This is a genomic window from Rhizobium sp. BK098, assembly GCF_014193155.1.
Taxonomy (GTDB): domain Bacteria; phylum Pseudomonadota; class Alphaproteobacteria; order Rhizobiales; family Rhizobiaceae; genus Rhizobium.
On sequence record NZ_JACHYY010000004.1, the window covers coordinates 368016 to 387238 of the forward strand.

At 58.6% G+C, this 19223-nt stretch carries 16 protein-coding genes and 1 pseudogene; 9 read left to right on the forward strand and 8 right to left on the reverse strand.

Features of this window, described 5'->3' with window-relative positions:
- The first annotated feature begins 49 nt into the window (after positions 1-49).
- The gene (locus FHT73_RS13725; protein WP_183712275.1) at positions 50-1516 is read left to right on the forward strand and encodes a hypothetical protein; all 1467 of its coding nucleotides are present in this window, start codon (positions 50-52) and stop codon (positions 1514-1516) included.
- Here FHT73_RS13725 and FHT73_RS13730 read toward each other — a convergent pair.
- Positions 1469-2611: a glycosyltransferase family 4 protein gene (locus FHT73_RS13730; protein ID WP_183712277.1), complete on the reverse strand. Its 1143-nt coding sequence runs from the start codon at positions 2609-2611 to the stop codon at positions 1469-1471. The genes FHT73_RS13725 and FHT73_RS13730 overlap by 48 nt on opposite strands.
- A complete protein-coding gene (locus FHT73_RS13735; RefSeq protein WP_246712117.1) occupies positions 2608-4020 on the reverse strand; it encodes a lipopolysaccharide biosynthesis protein in 1413 nt (470 codons plus the stop codon). Before FHT73_RS13735 ends, FHT73_RS13730 begins: the two co-directional genes overlap by 4 nt.
- Positions 4021-4263: 243 nt before the next feature.
- Between FHT73_RS13735 and FHT73_RS13740 the strand changes: the two genes are divergently transcribed.
- Genes FHT73_RS13740 through FHT73_RS13750 form a run of 3 tightly spaced genes read left to right on the forward strand, consistent with a single transcriptional unit; the run spans position 4264 to position 9160 of the window.
- Entirely contained in the window at positions 4264-6417 is a 2154-nt protein-coding gene (locus FHT73_RS13740; RefSeq protein ID WP_112414296.1) for a GumC family protein, read from the forward strand.
- A 2-nt stretch (positions 6418-6419) separates the two neighbouring features.
- Positions 6420-7547: a cellulase family glycosylhydrolase gene (locus FHT73_RS13745; protein WP_183712282.1), complete on the forward strand. Its 1128-nt coding sequence runs from the start codon at positions 6420-6422 to the stop codon at positions 7545-7547.
- Positions 7548-7606: 59 nt separating this feature from the next.
- The gene (locus FHT73_RS13750; protein ID WP_183712284.1) at positions 7607-9160 is read left to right on the forward strand and encodes a hypothetical protein; all 1554 of its coding nucleotides are present in this window, start codon (positions 7607-7609) and stop codon (positions 9158-9160) included.
- A 123-nt stretch (positions 9161-9283) separates the two neighbouring features.
- On the opposite strand, the gene FHT73_RS13755 is transcribed toward FHT73_RS13750, so the two are convergent.
- The 3 genes from FHT73_RS13755 to FHT73_RS13765 form a co-directional block, all read right to left on the reverse strand.
- Positions 9284-10168, reverse strand: a complete 885-nt coding sequence (locus FHT73_RS13755; RefSeq protein ID WP_246778826.1) for a GNAT family N-acetyltransferase — start codon at positions 10166-10168, stop codon at positions 9284-9286.
- Between the two features lie 113 nt (positions 10169-10281).
- On the reverse strand, positions 10282-11535 hold the full coding sequence (locus tag FHT73_RS13760) for an NAD(P)/FAD-dependent oxidoreductase (protein WP_112336961.1): 1254 nt from the start codon (positions 11533-11535) through the stop codon (positions 10282-10284).
- Positions 11532-12338, reverse strand: a complete 807-nt coding sequence (locus FHT73_RS13765; protein ID WP_246698973.1) for a WecB/TagA/CpsF family glycosyltransferase — start codon at positions 12336-12338, stop codon at positions 11532-11534. The genes FHT73_RS13760 and FHT73_RS13765 overlap by 4 nt, the downstream gene beginning before the upstream one ends.
- 557 nt (positions 12339-12895) lie before the next feature.
- Here FHT73_RS13765 and FHT73_RS13770 point away from each other — a divergent pair.
- Positions 12896-13131: pseudogene (locus FHT73_RS13770) on the forward strand (GNAT family N-acetyltransferase); the annotation flags it as partial.
- A gap of 27 nt (positions 13132-13158) precedes the next feature.
- Here the strand turns inward: FHT73_RS13770 and FHT73_RS13775 are convergent.
- Positions 13159-13785: a LysE family translocator gene (locus tag FHT73_RS13775; RefSeq protein WP_183712286.1), complete on the reverse strand. Its 627-nt coding sequence runs from the start codon at positions 13783-13785 to the stop codon at positions 13159-13161.
- Between the two features lie 235 nt (positions 13786-14020).
- Here FHT73_RS13775 and greA point away from each other — a divergent pair, with 235 nt between their 5' ends.
- Positions 14021-14503, forward strand: coding sequence for a transcription elongation factor GreA (greA, locus tag FHT73_RS13780; RefSeq protein ID WP_112603320.1), 483 nt, complete (start codon positions 14021-14023; stop codon positions 14501-14503).
- A gap of 96 nt (positions 14504-14599) precedes the next feature.
- Positions 14600-15442, forward strand: coding sequence for a class I SAM-dependent methyltransferase (locus FHT73_RS13785; protein ID WP_183712288.1), 843 nt, complete (start codon positions 14600-14602; stop codon positions 15440-15442).
- Positions 15443-15547: 105 nt separating this feature from the next.
- On the opposite strand, the gene FHT73_RS13790 is transcribed toward FHT73_RS13785, so the two are convergent.
- Both FHT73_RS13790 and FHT73_RS13795 read right to left on the reverse strand, forming a co-directional pair.
- Positions 15548-16240 carry a VTT domain-containing protein gene (locus FHT73_RS13790; protein WP_246778827.1) on the reverse strand — a complete coding sequence of 231 codons (693 nt, stop codon included), beginning with the start codon at positions 16238-16240 and terminating at the stop codon, positions 15548-15550.
- On the reverse strand, positions 16192-16809 hold the full coding sequence (locus FHT73_RS13795) for a methyltransferase domain-containing protein (RefSeq protein ID WP_112603322.1): 618 nt from the start codon (positions 16807-16809) through the stop codon (positions 16192-16194). Before FHT73_RS13795 ends, FHT73_RS13790 begins: the two co-directional genes overlap by 49 nt.
- A 252-nt stretch (positions 16810-17061) precedes the next feature.
- Between FHT73_RS13795 and FHT73_RS13800 the strand changes: the two genes are divergently transcribed.
- Together FHT73_RS13800 and FHT73_RS13805 are read left to right on the forward strand one after the other, a co-directional pair.
- Entirely contained in the window at positions 17062-17736 is a 675-nt protein-coding gene (locus tag FHT73_RS13800) for a response regulator transcription factor (RefSeq protein ID WP_112603324.1), read from the forward strand.
- Positions 17736-19112, forward strand: coding sequence for a HAMP domain-containing sensor histidine kinase (locus FHT73_RS13805; RefSeq protein ID WP_112603524.1), 1377 nt, complete (start codon positions 17736-17738; stop codon positions 19110-19112). Before FHT73_RS13800 ends, FHT73_RS13805 begins: the two co-directional genes overlap by 1 nt.
- Positions 19113-19223: the final 111 nt, after the last annotated feature.

Consider the following 19223-nt stretch of genomic DNA (forward strand, 5'->3'; position numbering starts at 1 on the left):
GTTTCCAGGTCTCCGAGGCTCGCCGAGGCTGCTGCGGATTGGAAACGCCATGCCATCAATCGATATCATCGTTCCGAAGTCTGCGCCGCGCCGATGGCAGGAAATCGTGGTCGCGCGTCTGCAGGCAGAAGGGCACGATATCGCTGTCGTACATGAAGCCGGGTCGAATGCGTGGCCGGCCGCCATCAATACAGCCTTGGCTATCGAGCGAAAAATCTTCCGCCGGCGCGATCTGGCGCTTGCCGCTCCTCTGTCGGAGATCCCCGCCCGCAGTCGCGATAGGTCTGCAGTCCTTCGGCTGGATCTTATCGGCCACGCTGTGCCATCGGACGTTCCGACCATCACATTGCGGTTCGACGGGGCGCGGTCGGACCTGTCGGTCGCGAGGTCGGTTGCCGCTGGCGCTTTGCCTGTTATCGATGCCGTCCTGGACGGAAAAACGGTGGTAGGTCGAGCCTGGCCGATGATCGATCGGCGGGAAACCGTGTCGCTTGGCGCGGAGGATGTGCTCGCCCGTGCCGTCACGCTTGCTGTTTCCACGGTTCGTGCCTTTGCCGAAAACCGGCTCGTTATGAACGAACCGGTGTCCACAGTATCTGAGAATCTCGTCAGTGGAGCGCTGGGCTTTGCATCCGCTTGTCTGACCGGCGCCTTGCCACGCCTGGGCCGAGAAGCGATGCGACGCGCGCGCTTTCGCCACGCGCATTGGCGTGTCGGTTATCGTTTTATAGATGGGCCGGGTGTCGCGAGCAGCTGTGAGCTTGGCAATGGCTGGTCCGTGCTGCCGGATGCCGGAGATCGCTTCTATGCCGATCCCTTTCCGTTTCAATGGCAGGATCGCTTCTTCCTGTTCGTGGAAGATTATCCGCATGCGACCGGCAAGGCAGTCATCTCGGTCGTGGCATTCGATGCCACAGGGAAGCCTGGAGAGCCGCGATGCGTGCTGGAAGAGCCTTACCATCTGTCTTACCCGCAGGTCTTCGAGCACGGCGGCGCGATCTGGATGCTTCCTGAGGCAAGTTCAGGCGGAAAACTCATCCTCTATCGCTCGATAGAGTTTCCGGATCGCTGGGCTCCCGAGGCCGTGCTCATCGAAGGCGAGATTTCCGATGCGACACTGCTCGAACATGGCGGGCAACTCTGGTTGTTTGCGACCAATCGCGATGGTCACGGCAGTACGTCCGATACGCTCGTAGTCTTTCACGCACCACGGCTTGCCGGCCCCTGGAGGCCGCATGTGTTGAACCCGGTTCTCATCGATCGTCGCATGGCCCGCCCGGGCGGCGCCTTCGTCCGCAAGGAGAGTAGCATCTATCTGCCGGTCCAGGACGGAACGCTCGGCTATGGCGGCGGGCTCGGCATCTCGCAGCTGCTGGAGCTGGATGAGAGGACGGTTCGGCTGTCGCCGCCCCGACCGATTGCGGCGCGTGGCGACTGGCCCTATCCGAAAATCCATACGCTCAATCGTTCAGGCCGACTGGAGGTGATCGACGGGATTGCAGCCGTGCGGAAGTGAGCGGGACAGAAGCAGGGCTTCGTAGCCAGCGCACATGCGCGCCGGCGAATATTGCGCCTTCAGTTGCCGTCCGGCGGCCGCCAGTCGGGCGGCTAGCTCGGGCCTGGCGATGAGTTCGGTAAGTCCTTCGGCCATTCCCTTCGCATCGGCATCGACGAAGAGTGCGGCTGCTTCGCCCTCATCTGTGGTCAGGACTTCCCGCAGAACATCGAGCTTGCTTGCAACCACCGGCAGCCCGGAAATGGCCGCTTCGACTGCGGCAAGACCAAAGGTTTCCGTCAACGAGGAAAAAGCATAGGCGTCTCCCGCTGCGAGGAACTCGAAAATGCGTGAGGGAGGTACTTCGCCGACGAGATGCAGCCTGTCGGTGACGCCATTGGCTTCGGCAAAAGCGACAATCGCATCCTGCTCGGGGCCGGTGCCGGCGATGGCAATATGAATGTCGGACAGATGGACGAGGGCGCCGACGAGCGCGATCTGGTTTTTCGACGGCGCCATGCGGCCCGAAGAGACGGCGAGCCAGGCGTCTTGAGGAAGACCGAAGGCCGCGCGCGCCGCAGCCTTGTCGGCGGCGGCTGAGGGCGCAAGAACGCCGTGGTCGATGCGTGACATCCGGCGCCGGTAGGCTTTCGGAAAGCTGTCGAACTGCGCTTCCGTCCAACTCGAATTGACGACGTTGGCGTGATAGGCGCCGAAAGTGCCCATCAGCTTGTCTATCTGCGTCAGAATCCCCCTGACGCCTCTGGTCTGCGGCGCACCGCTCTGGTTTGCGATGATCAAGTCCACGCCGGCGAGCCGCGCGCCGATGGTGCCAAAAATATTGCCATAGTGCTGGAAGGTGACGACCGCATCCGGCCGAGCGTTGCGCAGGTAACCCGCAAGTCCGATGGCAGCCCTTATCTGGCCTGGCAAGCCGCGCGGCGGCTTGGTGAGGATGAAATCGGCGTGCGGATCGCGGTCGTAGACCTCGGTCTTCCGATACATGAAGACGGTGCGAACCTCATGGCCGCGCGCGCGCAATCCCTCGCCGACCATATCCGAAATTCGCTGTGCTCCGCCCGCTTCCGCCTGGGTTTGGACCTGAATGATTTTCATGAACGGCCTTTTAGGAAAGAGCGGGCGGCAAGTGCGTCTTCGCCGGCGAGGAAGCCGAGGATTGACGGGTTGATGCCGATGGTGCGGCGTGCGATGAACACGGCGGTCACGCACCAAACCATGATCGTGCCGGCGATGGCGAGCGCCGCACCGATCGGGCCGAGCCAATAGGTTAGCACGGCCGTCGCACAGAGCCCGAAGGTGTTGACGATAACCAGCAGCTTGAAAAGCGCGTGCTGAAGGCCCGTCAGCTGCATCAGGATTTCGGTCGGCCCGCAGGCGGTGCCGATTGTCGCGCCGATGCCGAAGATAATCAGCGTTACCTGCATCGTCGGCGTGGCATAGGCATGATTGAAGATCGACAGGATCAGGTCACCGAAGATCAGGAACGATACCAGCACGCACAAGGCGATGATGAAGCCGCCCAGAGCGGCAAGACTGGTGATACGCTGCACATGTGCCTTGTCCCCGGTGTAGAAGGCAGCCGAGATCTGCGGCGCAAGCGCCTGGTTGATGCCGTTGAGTGCCAATACGACCAGCCGCATCGTGCGATCCGCGACGAAAATCGCGCCGGCGGCCTCGGGGCCGAGAATGGCCGCGACCAGCAAGGTGCTTGCCTGGCTAAGCGCCGGCGGTAGCGCGGTAACGCCCCATAGCCCGAGCGTCACCGTCTTGAATTCGGTCTTCTGTTCTGTCGTCAGCGGGCCACGCTGGGCGCGGATCGTATCGCGAAAGAGGACAAATGTCTGGGGTGCGATCATCGGGAGCAGCAACCCGGCTGTGAGATAGGTTGCGGCAACTGCGCTCATCTTCAGCTGCATGAAATGTGCGAGCACGAAAACCGGGATTGCCACTGCTCGCCAAACGACATCGCGCGGCAGCAGTGCGAAGATCAGCGCATTCTTGGCGCGAAGAGCACAGGCGACGAATTCCGACCAGCCGAGCGCGAAGGCCAGCACCATGGTCGCCATGCAGATCGGGAGCCATTCGGGCATCTGAGCCCCAGCGAATGGCAAGAAGCCGATGATGAGAATGAGCAGGCTGAAGCCTGCAAGCCCCATGAGTGCGACAAGGATGGAGCGGGCCATCATGCCGTTTGCGGAGTTCAGGTCGCTGTTGCCGGCATATTGCGGCCAGAACCTGAGCACGGCGCTTTGCTGGCCGACTATGGCGAAGAAGGAGACCAGGCTCGCTCCGGCATAGGCGGCGCTATAAAGGCCGAACTGCCGTTCATCGGTCGTCATGGCGACGGCGACGAACATCAGGAACGAGAGGCCGGCGCTGGCAAGCTTGATCACACCGGCAACGGCGCCGCTCCTGGCAAGAGCGCCGATCGACAAGCGCAGGTTGCTCGCTGGCGGCGGCGTTTCGGCCGATAAAGTATCGCTGCTGCCAGCTTTCTCACTCAACGACCTGTTCCCGTGTTGATTGCTGTCGACCGAATGGCCCATAGCGCCTGAAATAGAATGTATCTCTAATATCGTAAGTACTCATGCTTGCGCCAGAACGAAGTCGCAACATGGTTACTTGCGATATCTGAAGTTGATCACACGCTCTGGTGTAAATTCAACGGATGATTAACATTATTCACTAATACTGAATTTAGTGATGTGTGATGAGCCGGAGACCCGCGGCCCGCGGAGAGGAACAGGATGAAGCCGTTTAACATTGACGAGCGCTCGCTTCCGCCGCTGTTCGATGTCGGTGCCGTGTGGACTATCCTGTGGCAACGCTGGCTGACTGTGCTGGCAAGCACTTTGGCCGTGCTCCTGCTGGCGCTGGCTTACCTTGTAGTGGCAAAGCCGAGCTATACCGCGACAGCTTCCGTCATGATCGATCCACGCGATCCGCGCGCGACGAATCTCAACAATGTTCTGCCCGGCATCGGCAGTGACAGCGCGGCCATCGCGAGCCAGGTATTCGTGATTGAATCGCGCGACCTGCTGATGAAGGTCTTTGAGAGTGAAAACATCGAAAACGATCCCGAATTTGCAAGCGGCGGTCTGCTGTCGCGTATCGGTCTGGCTTCGCATCCCACGAAGGATTCGATCTTCAGGAGCTTTCAGCGTGCCGTCACCGTGGAGCGTGCCGGGCTTACCTATGTCATTGATGTCAGTTTCGCATCCCGCTATTCCGACAAAGCGGCCCGGATCGCCAATGCGATTGTCAATCGCTACAGGGCCGGTCTGTCGGGGGAGCGAGAAACTGCAAACAGCGACGTAAACTCCCTGCTCGCGAGCCGGATCGGCAATCTCCAGAAGAACGTCAGCGATGCCGAGCAGGAGGTCGGAGATTTCAAGGTCTCGCATCAGATTCTGGATGCTTCCGCCGGAGGCACGCTGCAGTCCCAGATCGACAAGCTTACGGATCAGTTGATCAGCGCGCGAAGCGAGGCGGACCAGGCCAAGGATAAATATGCCCAGGCGGTTGCCGCAGGCACCTCACCGGCGGGTCTTGCCAAGCTTTCGGAAATCCTGTCTTCCGAGGCGACGGTCAAACTCCGCGAAAACTACAATCAGCGGGCGGCCGACCTCGCCAATTACGAGGCCATGTATCAGCCGCGCCATCCGATCATCAAAAGGCTGCGATCCGAACTGGACAGGATGCAGGGCCTCATGACCATCGAGGCGCAGCGGATCACGCGGGAATTGAAGGCAAAGTCCGATCTCGCCGCGCAAAACGTCACAGCACTTCAGGCAAAGCTCGATGATCTCCGCCAGAAGCTGGAAAGCTCAAATGCCGCGCAGGTGCAGTTGCGGCAGCTGGAGGCGAAGACGAAGGCGGCGCGCACTGTCCTTGACGATTTCCTGAAGCGCGCCGAGGAAACATCGCAGATGCAGGGCCTGCAGCTACAGGAGGCGCGGGTAATCAGCGCTGCCGCTCCGCCGGTGCAGCCGACCTGGCCCAAGCCGCTGCTGCTCTTGCCGGTCAGTGCAGCGCTTGGCCTTATTATCGGCTGTGGTCTTGCCCTGGTGCGCGGCCCCAAACATCAGCCGGAGCAAGATCCGACGAGCCCCATAAGAGGCAGCCTCCTCGGCGTCGAGCCTCCTCGGCATGCCGTAAAGGAGACCGTAAAACCGGAGCCGGTCAATCTTGGAGAGTATCGGCTGCCTGGTCTTGCCGGCTCCGGCGCCTATCTCAGCATCCGCGCGATGCGAAGACGCTTTTTCCAGGCCGGAAACGAAGCCTTTTCACGGGATGTGTTGCAGCTCATGCGACGCATCATTCTGCATCTGACCGAGCATCCGAAGCCTTACGTGCTGCTGGTCTCATCGCTTCATACGCCGGTTGCGGCGAGACTGGCGGGGGCAATGGTCGGCATTGGCCTGCAACAGGCCGAACAGAATGTACTTGTGGTCGAGTTTGGCGATCAGCCGGGTCCGGGAGCATCGGCGCGTAACGGCAACGGTGTCTTCGTGAGCGGTGCGAGCGGTCTGCGAACGGTCGTATACAACAGGCCAGTTGCCGAGAATGGGAAGCCACCGGGAGGTCTCGGCCTTGACGACATTTTGGCCACTGCCGGCTCCTTCGATTTCGTGCTTCTGATGGGACCTTCCATCGTTGGCAGCTGGGATCCCGCGCTTTTTGCCGAAGCGGATCTCATGCTTTTTGCGCTCAGCCCGGCCGAGGAAGCGGGGGAAATCACCAGCTTGCTTCGTCAGCGCCTCGATGCCGATCAGACCGGGCGCAGCGCCACGTTGACAATTGCACCGGAGCAGACAGAGACGCAAGGTGGCGAGGTGGTGCGAGCGATCCGATCGGCTGACGACGGAGAGCAGGGCAGCCGAATCTCTGCGAGGGGGTGACCGTGGGGCGCAGCTTGCGATCGACGTTGCTATCACGCCGAAGCGCTCTCAAGCTGGCAGGCGGCTCCATTCTGGCTGCTCTTCCGGCTGCCGGCGCGGCCCGTGCGGCGGCCAAGCCCATCGTGCCTTCATGCGGCATCAATCTGCCGGGATGGTTCGATCGCGGCGATGGCGTGGCGCCAAGCGAGCCTGTGCTCGAAAAGCTTCGTCAATTGGGCTTTCAAACGATCCGTTTGCCGATCAATGGCGATCTCTTGTCGGCAGGTGATACGACCACCCTCCGTCGCATCGAGGCTGGCGTGGCCGATCTCAATCGGCTGGGCTTCTCGGTCCTTGCCGACATGCATCCTTCCGAAAGTCTACATACGGCTCTCCGTCAGGATTTCGAGGCCGGTTCGCAAAGGGTGGCCGAGGCATGGATGGCGCTAGGCAGCGTCCTTGCGAACCTTTCGGATGAGACGGTCTATGCAGAATTGTTGAACGAGCCGCCTCTGCGAAATGACGCGTGGCTTCAACTAAGGCAACGGCTTGCCGAGGTCGTGCGATCGAAATGTCCTAACCATACGCTGATCTGGGGGCCATCACCCTCTCAGGGCATTTGGGAAATAGGCGAGACGCCGCCCCTTGCCGACGATAATCAGATTGCTGCCATTCATTTCTATTCACCCACGGCCTTCACTCATCAATGCGAGACCTGGGATGCGTCGCCGTTGGCGCGGATTTCGAATTTGCCCTTTCCCGCGACCATCGAGACGTCGCGGGTACAGCAGAGCATCGGAAAGCTGCGAGCGGCCGGGGACGAGCAGGCGGCAAGCCTTATCGAGGAACAATTGGCGACACCCTGGACGGAGGCTGCGATCGCCGCCGAATTTATGAAGTTGAGGCGCTGGTCCGAGACATATGACTGCCCTGTCATGATGAACGAATTTGGCGTCCTCAACTTCTGCGTCGATGCCGAAAGCCGTCGGTTCTGGGTTCGGGCCGTGCGGCAGGCGGCCGAGAGCAACAAGATCGGCTGGGCCTATTGGGAGCTTGATCAAGGTTTTGGCATCATCAGGAGCAGAGGCAGCATTGAGGGCTTCGATGACGCCATGATCGCGGCACTTCTGGATGACAGCAATGGCGGCTGAAAAGCGGCGGAATATGGCCATGTGGAACGGCAACTGATGCGGATAAATGGAGATTGGCGATGAGCGTTACCGGAGGTCGCGCCGGCTTCGGGGCGGGAGGCCTGAGCGGACTTCGTTCGGACGCCCTTTTCCATCTTTTCATCGCCATCCTCGCGGTCGTCGCTTCCGTCTCTGCCTTCGCTGTCTGGACGCCGTTCGGGGTTGTCGCGACATTCGCGTTGACGCTGGTTTTGTCGATTGCTCAGCCCGGCTGCATCCCGATCGTCGTTGCCTGCTCTTTTCTCTATCAAAATCTCGTGGTCGCCTGGTTCACGCCTTTCGTGCCCGACCACAATACGTTCGATGCGCTGCGCGGTGCCAATTTCGTCATTCTCATGACTGCATTCGGCGCCTTCGTGATGGCTTCTTTCCAGTATCGGGTGAGAGCTCTGACCGAATTGCGGCCGTGGCTGACATTTAGCTTCGTGCTCTGCGGTATAGTGAGTTTTTATCTTGCGCTCGGCGCTGTTCATGGCGGGCCGAAGGATGCCGTCATCTATTTCCGCAATACGATCACGCCGCTTGCATGTTTCCACATCGCCATTCTCGCAGCCAGCCTCTATCCCGTTGATCTGCGCAAGGGCATCTTTTGGCTCTGCGCCGTTGCCATCATCTACGGTTATCTGGAACAGATTTTCCGGATGGATTTCCTGAGCCTGTTTCATGGCGATCTCTATATTCACCGTGGTCTGAAGGCTCAGATCGAGGCCGGTGTATGGGAAAAGAAGCTGAGAGAGACCGGTTTCGTGCTTCGCGGTATCGAAGACACGATGATGACGACCTTTTTCAACATCAAGCTGTTCAGCGACCTGTTTCCGCCGATCTTCCGCAATGGCGGTCCGAATTTTCACCCGATCAGCTATGCCTACGGCTTGAGCATCATGTCTGCCTGGCTCCTCTTCAAGGGGCGCTGGCTGCTGCCGATTGCGGCCCTGCCGCTATTGCTCGTCATCGGCTCCAAAGGCGCGACATTCATGCTGCTTGTCGCGATCGGCGCCCGGCTGATCTATCGCCCATCGCGCGCGGAACTGACGCTGCTTGCCGTCGTCGCGCTTGCGGTCGTCTGGACGGTCGCCGCCATCCTCTTCGGCGCCACCCATGGCGACTACCATGTTCTCGGCCTGATCGCAGGCGTTCGCGAATTTCTGCACAATCCGTTCGGGCAGGGCCTGGGGATCGGCGGCAATCTTTCGAGTACGAGCCTCAATCTGGATTGGGACCGGGCACAGGATGAGGGCGTCGCCTCCGTCCCGGTTGAAAGCGCTGTTGGCGTCATGCTCTACCAGATGGGCGTGGGCAGTTTCGTCTTCTTCGGCTTTCTTGCCGCATTGGCGCTGTCGGCCCGCAGGCAGCTGCTCGCCACCGGTGAGCCGGATTTCCTGTTTGCCTTCGTCGCGATTATCACGATTGCATCCAATGCGGTATTGCAGGAAGAGGCATTCTTCTCACCGCTCGCGCTCGGCTTCTGTCTTCTGCTTGTCGGTGTTTCCTTTGGAACGCGATGGCGCTTGCTTGGTATTTCGCGAGGCATGTCCAGCCAGCCGGGCGAGCATATGCCGTCGCCCTCGCTTTGAGCCTGTTGATCTTCTGTCTTGCTTGCATGGCGCCGTTCATTCGGTGGAACGAATAGCCAGATTGGACTGTGCACAGTCCTTTGCGGAAGCTGCAAAAAACCGACCTCGGCTCTTTATCAAGAATCAGGAGCCGAAGATGACGAGCTCCGTGAATGTCAGGTCTCCAAGCGAGGGCGGTTTCGGACCTTTGAAATATTTTGTCCCGCTTCCGGCAAAGTAACGTCCGACGAGACCGGGCACCGGCCCGTTCGCGTCGACGACGCAGAGAAATATGCCTTTTCGCAGGAGATGGCGACCAAGTGCGCCGGCACACCGGCTGAGCTCCTCTGGCGTGCGGCTGTAAATCACCTGGGCACTCGGGACAATGCCATGGAAGATGCGGCGTGTCTTGAAAACGAAGGGAAAGGCTTCGTCGCCATCGACACAGATCAACGACAGGCATCCGAGCGCCGCATGCTGGAGAAGAATCTCCCTATCGCCCTCCGAGAGCATCGACATTTCGGTAAGGTCGGGACTTGCTTCGAGCACCCGATAAGGCTGCCTCACAGCACTCAGCATCGGCAGAAACGCCAGTTGCCCGTCCGCATAGCGGCGAAAGCCGAGCGCTTCATTGACCTTTATCGTTCCCGGCGCCGGAGAAACGTTGATGTAGGTGACATTCTTTCGTCTGAGCGCTGCGATAACCATCTTGCCGGCGAAAGCGCGGTATTCCGGATCGACAGACCAGCTTGATAGATTGCAGCGGAGCTCTTCTCCTTCCAATCCTTCATGCCGGAAATAAAGCGCCAACAGGACACCGACGATGCGTCCGGACATGTCCAGAACGAAGCCGTATTTCGGCAGATCGGGCACGAAAGGCCGTTTTTCCATCCGTGTGACGGCGCGCTCCCAATAGCTTCGATCGCGCGTCGGAAAATTTCTGCGGAGACAATCGATGATACCATCCCAATCGCTCTCCTCGATTGGTCGGCAAGTAAGTCCGGGAGGAAATGCGCCTAAAACTGCCATGATAAACTCCGTAATATTATCAATGTAGCGTCGCGTTTTTCGCATTTTGGAGACATACACTATTTCTATTAGTGAATATTTCTCGAAACAGTGTTTCTTGCTTGTCGCCCCAGCTATGCCGCGGGTTTAGAGTCCAGCACGGCGGATCGCAGCGTAGATCTGGTGCGTATCGTCTTGAGCTGATGAAGCTTTGCGGCGAGAGCAGGACTTATGCTTTCGATGCCGTATAGGATGCGTCGCCGCGTGAAATGGAACTGGCGGCGCAGACGCCACCCGACATCGGTTTTCGCGGTCAGATTGAAGTGGCGATCGGCCATTTGCACCGAACCGATATCCATATCAGCCTTTTCCGGGTCGTCGTAATAGGCGGCGATCCTGGTATGATCGATAGCTGTTTCTGTCATCCATTGCGGGACATATGTGCGGCATAGGCGCTCAACATCGGTCAGAAGCCGGCTGACGCCGAGGCCGGTCGCCGGGCAGGAGGTCAAATAGGCGTCTCCGATGAGCACGACACCGTCCTGTCGGCAATTCTCGGCCAGCGTAATTTCGGTGAGCCAGCTGTCGATTCTGCTGGCAATCTCGAAGTCGCCAAAATGATCGACGAGCGATGGGAAGGCGGCGATGAGCGCCTGCTTTGGATCGTCATGCAGTGACCTGACCCAGGAATCTCGTGGATCGCGAAATAGGAAAAGATTGGCACGTGTTGCATCGGCGACCGGAAATAGATCGAGACGATCGATGCCGTCACCGTCTCCATGATAGCGCAGGGCTGTATGGCGAAATCTATTGGATTGCAGCGGACGAATGTTGAAGCCGAATGCAAGAGGGCGCCTCTCGCCGATCGATTTGTGCGAAATGCCAAGATCCCGGTGGAGCATATCCCCCATACCGGTTGCGAGCACCAATAGGCGAGCAGTCAGTTCATCCTTGCCGAGAATTGAAATCCGCTGCTGCTTGGCGCTCGTCCGCAAGCCGGTGACTTGACCGACGACGAAATTCACCGTCTCCGGTAATGCCGCGCGCATCGCGCCAACGAGTCTGTTGTAGAAAAAGCCGTAATGCTGGCCGTGTGTCCGATCCAATATGCGCCCCCTGTGCAGATTGACGATGTCGTCGAAGGGCGCAGCAACCTTGAACAAGGGGGCGAGCAATTGAAGCTGCTCGAGTTTTTCGATCTCTCCACGACCGATTTTCTCAACGCGGAACTCCTGCGGAAAGACGCGATGACGGTCAATGAGCGTCACCCGATATCCCGCTCGGCCGAGCAGGCAGGCGGTAAGCGTGCCGGAAAGCCCGCCACCGACGATGGCTATGTCGGTGTCCGTTTCGGTGGCCGACGGTTCGGGATATCGCCTGTTCATCATTTCGAATACCTCAGGATCGCGTAGATGGCGTAAGGATTGGTCGTCAGGTAGCGCCAGAACAGGCGGCGGGGCTCCATCAGCATGCGCCAGAACCACTCGAAGCCGGCCCGTTGGATCCACATGGGCGCTCTCTTCGTTTTCTCCGCCAGATGATCGAAGAGCCCGCCTGAGGTCTTGATGACGCCGACATTGGCAAGCCGTGCGGCAAAATCGTGCACGAATATCTGCTCGCGCGGAACACCAAGGCCGATCCATAATATGTCGGGAGCAAGTGCGTTGATTTCATCAAGTTTCTGCTCCAGAGCTTCCCCCGCAAGATAGCCGTGGCAATGACCCACGATGCGCAGGCCGGGATAACGGGTTTGCACGGCGGCAACGGCCTGATGGTTTGCGGTCTCGCTCGCTCCCAGGAGATAGAAGCTCACGCCCTTCTTTTCGGCCAGTTCGGCAACATCATGGAACAGGTCGGTCGTTGCCACGCGCTCGGGGAGCTGTACTCGGCAGAGCAGGCGAGAGGCCATGACGAGGGGTTGGCCGTCAGCCAGGATCTGATCGGCTTCCTTGAAGAGCTTGGCGATATTGGCATCGGCATGAACGCGTGCGACGACCTCGCCATTGGCTGATGTAAAGTAATAGGGCCGGCTGTCGCGGCGGCGGCGCGCTACATCGATCATGAAGGAGGCGGCATTGCGCCGATTGACGACGGTGATGGGCAATCCGCCGATCAGCACGCTTGGAAGCACAAGCGGATAATCTTGAGCGGGAATGGCGGCTGCGTGTTCGGGCGCGTCGGCCAGCTGCATTTGGCTCTCCTGATTTGAAATCTGCTTTTCGGAAACAAGATGTGCACGGGTGGCCTCTGCCTCGCTGAGGTCTGATTTCTCGGCGCTATTGTTGATTGAGTAAGCTCTTTCTGAATAATTTTGAGAGTCTGTACCAATATCTTGCACATCCATTACCTCCGATTGCGTAATGGTTAGCTAATATTGGCCGGAAAGTTAAGGCGTTTATTAGTATTCAGTTAATATGTAAATTTCTAAATAAATAATATTCGTATAAACTGAACTTCTTTTCCAAGCCGAACTGCCTAGGAAGGAACGGATATTTCTGAAATAATTTCAGAGGCTTGATCGCCCGCAAGTAATTCCGTTCGCGCAAGGTAATAGGAGTGATGATAGCGTTTCGCGGCTGCGAAGGAGCAGGTCGGCAGAGCTTCCTGTCAAAGTGATGCTGTCGCCGCGTGCCGGATCCAAACGGAATACGACCATGGCGTTAGCGCGTTTTTGGACAGCGATACGACGCAGCTGCTGGAGCTGTCCGGTGAGTGCAATCATTGAGATTGCAGGGTGCATCCTCCAGCATGCGGCAGATGGGATTTGCCGAGCTTAGTGGCCTCTGCAGCCACCTCGATTTTCAGGGGCGCGGCCTCGGCGCCTTGCTCTTCCATTTCATGGCTGGCGAGATTTCGGCGCGCGGTGAGACTGCCTATCTGCATGCCTATATTACGAATGCGCAGGCCATCGCTCTCTATGAAGCGATGGGCTTCGCAGCCGCTCGGAGATGAACTTGTCAGTCGTCAAGCGGCAGCCGGTTTGATTTGTCGGTAGTCGCCGCAAAGGCGGGTTACTGCTGCTGCAGCGCGAGCCTGAAACCCAAAGCCATATAGATCGTGCCGATGACCTTTCCCTGCCATCGGCCGATCGTGCGGTTGCGGCGCAGCCAGCCACCGATCGAGCCGGCGCCGACCGCCAGAAGCGAGGTGACGCTGATGCTGAGGATGACGAAAATCGCTCCCAGCAGCGCAAATTGCCCGATGACGGACCCACTTTCCGGATGAATGAACTGCGGCAGGAAGGCCAGGAAGAAAAGCGCTGTTTTCGGGTTGAGAATCTCGGTGAAGAAACCCTGGCGAAGCGCACGCATAGGAGTGATGGCCTGCGCAGTCGGCAGATCGATGCTGCCGCTTTTCTCGACAAAAGCCTTGAACCCCAGATAGATCAGATAGATGACGCCGGCATATTTGACGATCTCGAAGGCCAGTGCGGACGTGGCGAGCAAGGCCGACAACCCGAAGGTCGCCATCATCGTATGGAAAAGATCGCCGGCAGCGATGCCGATGCCGGTTGCCAATCCCACGCGCTTGCCGCCGCTGACCGCTCTGGCGAGCGTGAGCAATGTAGCAGGCCCGGGAATGACCATCAGGCCCAGCACCACCACCGTATAAGTCGTCAAAACACCGAGGCTGACCATCGATCTCTCTGAAATTGCGTGCCGCGGCAAATCCCTTAGGCAACATAAAAACTTGATATCAGCTATTGTTAGCTGGTTTGAAGATTAATCGATCTGAAGACCCTTGCAACAGCCATGTCGGGTTCGGGTCTCTTTCGGCGCGATGGCTTTCCAGCGGTCGTTCTATTCCTCCGGCATAGCCATCTGGTCTATAGTACGAGGCTGATTTGGTTGTAGCTCGCAATGGAGTTTGAAGTTGAGCACTGCGTTCATGAAGGAAGAAAGCGCTGAGACGGCCGCTGAAACCGTGCTGCCCGACCGGCCCATTTCTCCACATCCGAACCTCGTCACGGAAGCGGGGTTGAAGGCTCTGGAATTTCAGCTTCAGGAGGCACGCAAAGCCTATGAAACGGCAAGCGCCATCGAGGATATCAACGAGCGCCGCCGGCAGACGGCCATTCCCTTGCGCGATGCCCGTTATTTCGCGGAAAGGCTGCGGACAGCCGAAGTCATTGCGACGCCCACCTCAACCGAGATCGTTGCCTTTGGAAGCAAGGTAACCTTCAGCCGTGACGATGGCCGCGTGCAGACGTACCGCATCGTCGGCGAAGATGAAGCCGATCCGAAGGCAGGGTCGATTTCCTATGTGTCGCCCGTTGCACGGTTGTTGATGGGAAAGAGGGTGGGAGACGTCATGAGCCTTGGCAATGACGAGCTGGAAATCACCGCGATCGAATAGCCTCTCCGGTATTTGGGGGCTCTTCAGAGCCTGAATGACGCATCTGTCGCGATATGCTAATATTGCGGTCTATCAGGTGCGCAGCGGGTGATGGCGATGTTGGAGGCAGACAAGATATTCGCCGGCTCGATTCCGGAAAATTACGACCGCTATATGGTGCCGTTGATTTTCGAGCCTTATGCGGCAGACATTGCACAACGCGCCGGATCTCTCAAGCCGCGCACAGTGTTGGAAATTGCCGCAGGCACCGGAGTTGTCACCCGCGCCTTGGCGCCGAAACTATCCTCCGATGCAAGCTATGTCGTCACCGACCTCAACCAGCCGATGCTAGATTATGCCGCTTCGCGACATCAGCCGGACGGGCGCATCACTTGGCGACAAGCGGATGCCATGGCGCTGCCCTTCGAAAATGCGGCCTTCGATCTCGTCGTCTGCCAGTTCGGCGCGATGTTCTTCCCCGATCGCATCTCGGCCTATCGCGAGGCAAAGCGCGTTCTGAAATCAGGCGGACATTTCCTGTTCAACGTATGGGATCGCATCGAGGACAATGTTTTCGCCGACGACGTGACGAAGGCGCTGGCACGGATTTTCCCGAACGATCCGCCACGTTTTCTGGCGCGCACGCCGCATGGCTATCACGATGTGGACCGGATCCGCAGCGATCTCGAGGATGCCGGTTTCTCTGAAATCGTGATCGAAACGAGGGCAGAGCAGAGCCGCGCGTCCTCACCGCGCATTCCGGCCATCGCCTATTGTCAGGGAACCCTGCTTCGCAACGAAATCGAGGCCAGGGAAGCGGGGAAGCTGCAGGCCGCGACCGACTATGCAGCCGCCGCGATCGAAGCAAGACATGGTAGTGGCGAAGTTGCGGCCAAAATTCAAGCGCATGTAATTTTAGCCACTGCCCAAAGTGCCTGGAGCATGAGGCCGAAAGTGTAGACGCTTCCAGAGGATATCATGCTCCATCTGTTCGATTCCCATAGCGGATTCAGATTTTGGATCGTTCGACCGAAAATCATCTAGCGCTAAGGGAATATCAGTCGGTCAGGGCGGCAAGCCCGTCCGCGTTCGGCCTTTCACAGTCCTGCTCCTGACGCTCACGACGAACAAGGCTACTCCCTCAGCCGCAATGATCGCCATGGCGGCCCACAAGCCGATCTGTGTTACGTCTCTTCCGCTGCTGCGCAGGGCATAGCCGAGACACAGGAAGGGCCCATTCCACATCAAGCATCCCAGCGAGGTCGCCGCCAGGAAGGTTCTAGGGTCAAGCCGCAAAGCGCCCGCCGGCAGCGCCAGATAGATCCTAACCGCGGGAATGATCTGACCAGACAGCGTTACCCAGAAATGGTTGCGGCGGTAGGTACCGGCCAGCCGATCGTAGAAGGATAGCTTTAGCAACAGGTATCCGCCATAGCGAGCCACAACCCGACGCACTCTTCGCGGCCCGAATACCCAACCAATACCATACCAGCCAAGCCCGCCGATGACGGAACCAGCCGTCACCGCGCCAATGGACAAGGCAAGCGCAAGAAGGTCCGGCATCGTCAAGCCGAGAAGCATGAGAAGGATATAGGATGGAAAAAGTGGGACAAATTTCTCCATGACGGCGAGACAGAAAATGCCAGCCAGGCCAAAGCTCGTGAATAGCGTGACGGTGCCGGGAGCTAGCGTCACCAGTTCCTGAGCCGTCACGCGGGTTGCAACCCAGTCGGCTCGGGATGTTTCGGGACTTTGCAATCCGCCGCCCTGGAGATCCGGTAGACGGAAGCCGGCGGCAGGTTCCAGATCGTTCCGCCGATGCGTGCTTCCCTGAGTTTCAAGTGACCCAGAACCTGATCCGGAACTGGACAGTGTCGGCCGTAGGTAATTTGATGAAATGCGCCACCGGGTCTGAGATTTTTGAAGGCCTCGCCCAGAATAGCGCGGATTTCGCGCGACCGCATGGCACGAAAACCCAATCCGCTGACGACCGCACCGAATGAGGTGCCTTTAAACAGATCCGTCATGCCGATCCGCGTTGCGTCCAAACGAAGCACGCGCGCCTTGGGGAAGCGCTTTTGCAAAAGTTCGGCAAAATCGGCGTTAAGCTCAACTAACGTGAGATCGCTCTCACGCACGCCGCGCTCTAGGAGCGAATAAGTGAAAGAGCCGGTGCCAGGCCCCAGTTCCATAACCGGGCCGGTGGTTGTCCCAATACCTTGGGTTATTAAAGCCGAGATGCGCCGGCCTGATGGGGTAATCGCCGAAATGGCGCGCGGGTCACGAAGCCAGGCAAGAAGGAACGAGGTGGCATTAGTGATATACATGACGAACGTCCTCGATTGGGGAATGACGACCGGCCGCTAGGCGGTTAGGGATAACGAGGATTGGTTCGTCCTCTGGAGATGAGCAAGCGAGGTCTTACACACCCAGATTGAGAGAACCTGTCATGTTGATGGACTTCAAAAAAACCGCACGTGCTTTTCAACGCCGGAAACGAGGGCGATCTTTGCAAGGTTATCTCAACGCAACGATGCTAGCATTTGCCCTATCGATGCGGCGAGGATGGAGTTTATTGAATGCGTGTGCTTTTGGTCGAAGACGAGCGCCCAATGGCTCTTGTTCTGCGCAACGGGTTGGTTCGCCATGGCATGGTTGTGGACGACGTAGCGAGCCTGTCGGAGGCAGAAGCCGCCCTTCACGGCGATATCTATGACGTCGTTGTGCTGGACCGTCGGCTGCCGGATGGAGATGGCCTTTCGCTGGTCAAGTTGCTGCGCGTCAGGGGCAACGTCGTGCCTGTACTGGTGCTGACCGCGAAGAGTGACCTGGCTGACCGGATCGCCGGACTGGACAGCGGCGCGGACGACTATCTCGGCAAACCCTTTGCCTTCGACGAGCTTCTGGCCCGTTTGCGGGCAATCTTGCGCCGTCCAGTTCATCTGCAACCCGACATCATCAGTCTCGGTCGCATGTCATTCGATTTCGTCCATCGTGAAGCAAATGTACAAGGCGCCCACCTGCGCATGCCGCGCCGGGAATTGCTGGTGCTTGAAGCGCTGATGCGGCGTATGGGTCGCATGGTACTGCGGGAAACTTTGATGGAAGCCGTCTTCGGCATGAACGACGAAATCGAGTCAAATGCACTTGATACCCATATTTCACGCGTTCGTCGCAAACTCGCCGATGCACAGGCCGGCATCACCATCGACGGCATCCGCGGCGTCGGCTATCTCATTCGCGAGACGGCATGATGCGACAGCCTTCGCTGAAATGGTTGCTCGTCAGCAGGCTGGTGACACTGCAGGCGGGCATGATTGCGGTTGTCCTTCTCATGGTTATTGCAACGGTCTGGAGTACCGGCTACCTGATTAACGACTATGAAGGCGGCAGCCTCGATGTGTTGGCCGAAGCGACAGAGCGCGACGCAGCTGGTGGATTGGTGCTGCGAGAAACGCCGGATCTCGTTCATCTTCGCGCCAACGCACCGGATCTGTGGTTCACGATCCGCGACCCGGAGGGGCACCGGCTGCAAGCAGGCAACATTCCTATCGCCTATTTACCGCTGGTCGCAGTGCTCGGCCAACTCAGCGACGCCCGGCTGAGCGACCGGCCGGAATTGGCCGGAAAACCTGATGCGGTGATCAAATGGGTCGAAAGCCCTGCCGGGAGGGTCCAGATTCTGACGGGTACGAAAGGGAGGATGTCCGCGCGGCGGCTTGCAAAGGGTATTTCAGGCGGGTTCATCTTGGTGATACTGCCAATCATCGTGTTGATGGCGCTAGCGACGTCGCTGGCCACTCCACTGGTGGTCCGCCGGGCGCTCACCGGTCTAGCTCGGACTGCAGCGCAAGCCATCCACATCGAATTCGACAAGCGTGGCGTCCGGCTGCAGGAGAGCGATGTGCCCATCGAAATCAGCGGACTTGTCTGTGCGGTCAACGATGCGCTACGCCGCCTTGATGCGGGCTACGAGCGTCATCAGCATTTTCTAGCCCAGGCAGCCCATGAACTGCGAACGCCAATTGCCATCCTGAACGCGCGTGTTTCCGCACTCCCCGCCGGCACTGACAAACGCGACCTACTGGAAGACGCGGCCCGGCTGACGACACTCGCCGGTCAACTTCTCGACCTCCAGCGCCTCGACCAGAAGCGGAACCATTTCCTGCCGGTGAATCTGGTCGCGATGGCCAAGCAAGTGCTGTTCGACCTTGGCCCGCTGGCACTTGGTGCCGGTTATGAGGTCGCCTTCGAGCGGGAATGCGATGAGATAGTAGTGACGGGCGATCAGACATCATTGGAACGAGCACTGACGAATCTAGTTCAAAACGCCATAGACCATGGTGGACGCCAAGGAACGATTACCGTGCGTGTCGCCAAAGGCGGCTCCATCGAAGTCTGTGACGAGGGCAACGGCATTGCGAGGGACGAACATGAGCATATTTTTGAACCGTTCAATCGCCTCTCACCTGATGGCCGTGGCGCCGGACTGGGACTCAATCTGGTTCAGGAGATTATGCAGATCCATGGCGGCAGCATCGCGGTAATTAATGCCGGCTCCAAAGGTGCCTGCTTGAGAATGTCGTTTCCCTCGGATCGGGTTGCCGATCGCGTTGCGCGACCGGCCTGAGGGTTGGTCAGCAAATGATTTACGATCAAGCCTCTCTAAAGGCACAACCAATAGCATCGACGCCCCCTTCTTCCGGGAGGATCGGGTAAGGTCAGGAAACATGGCTGGTTC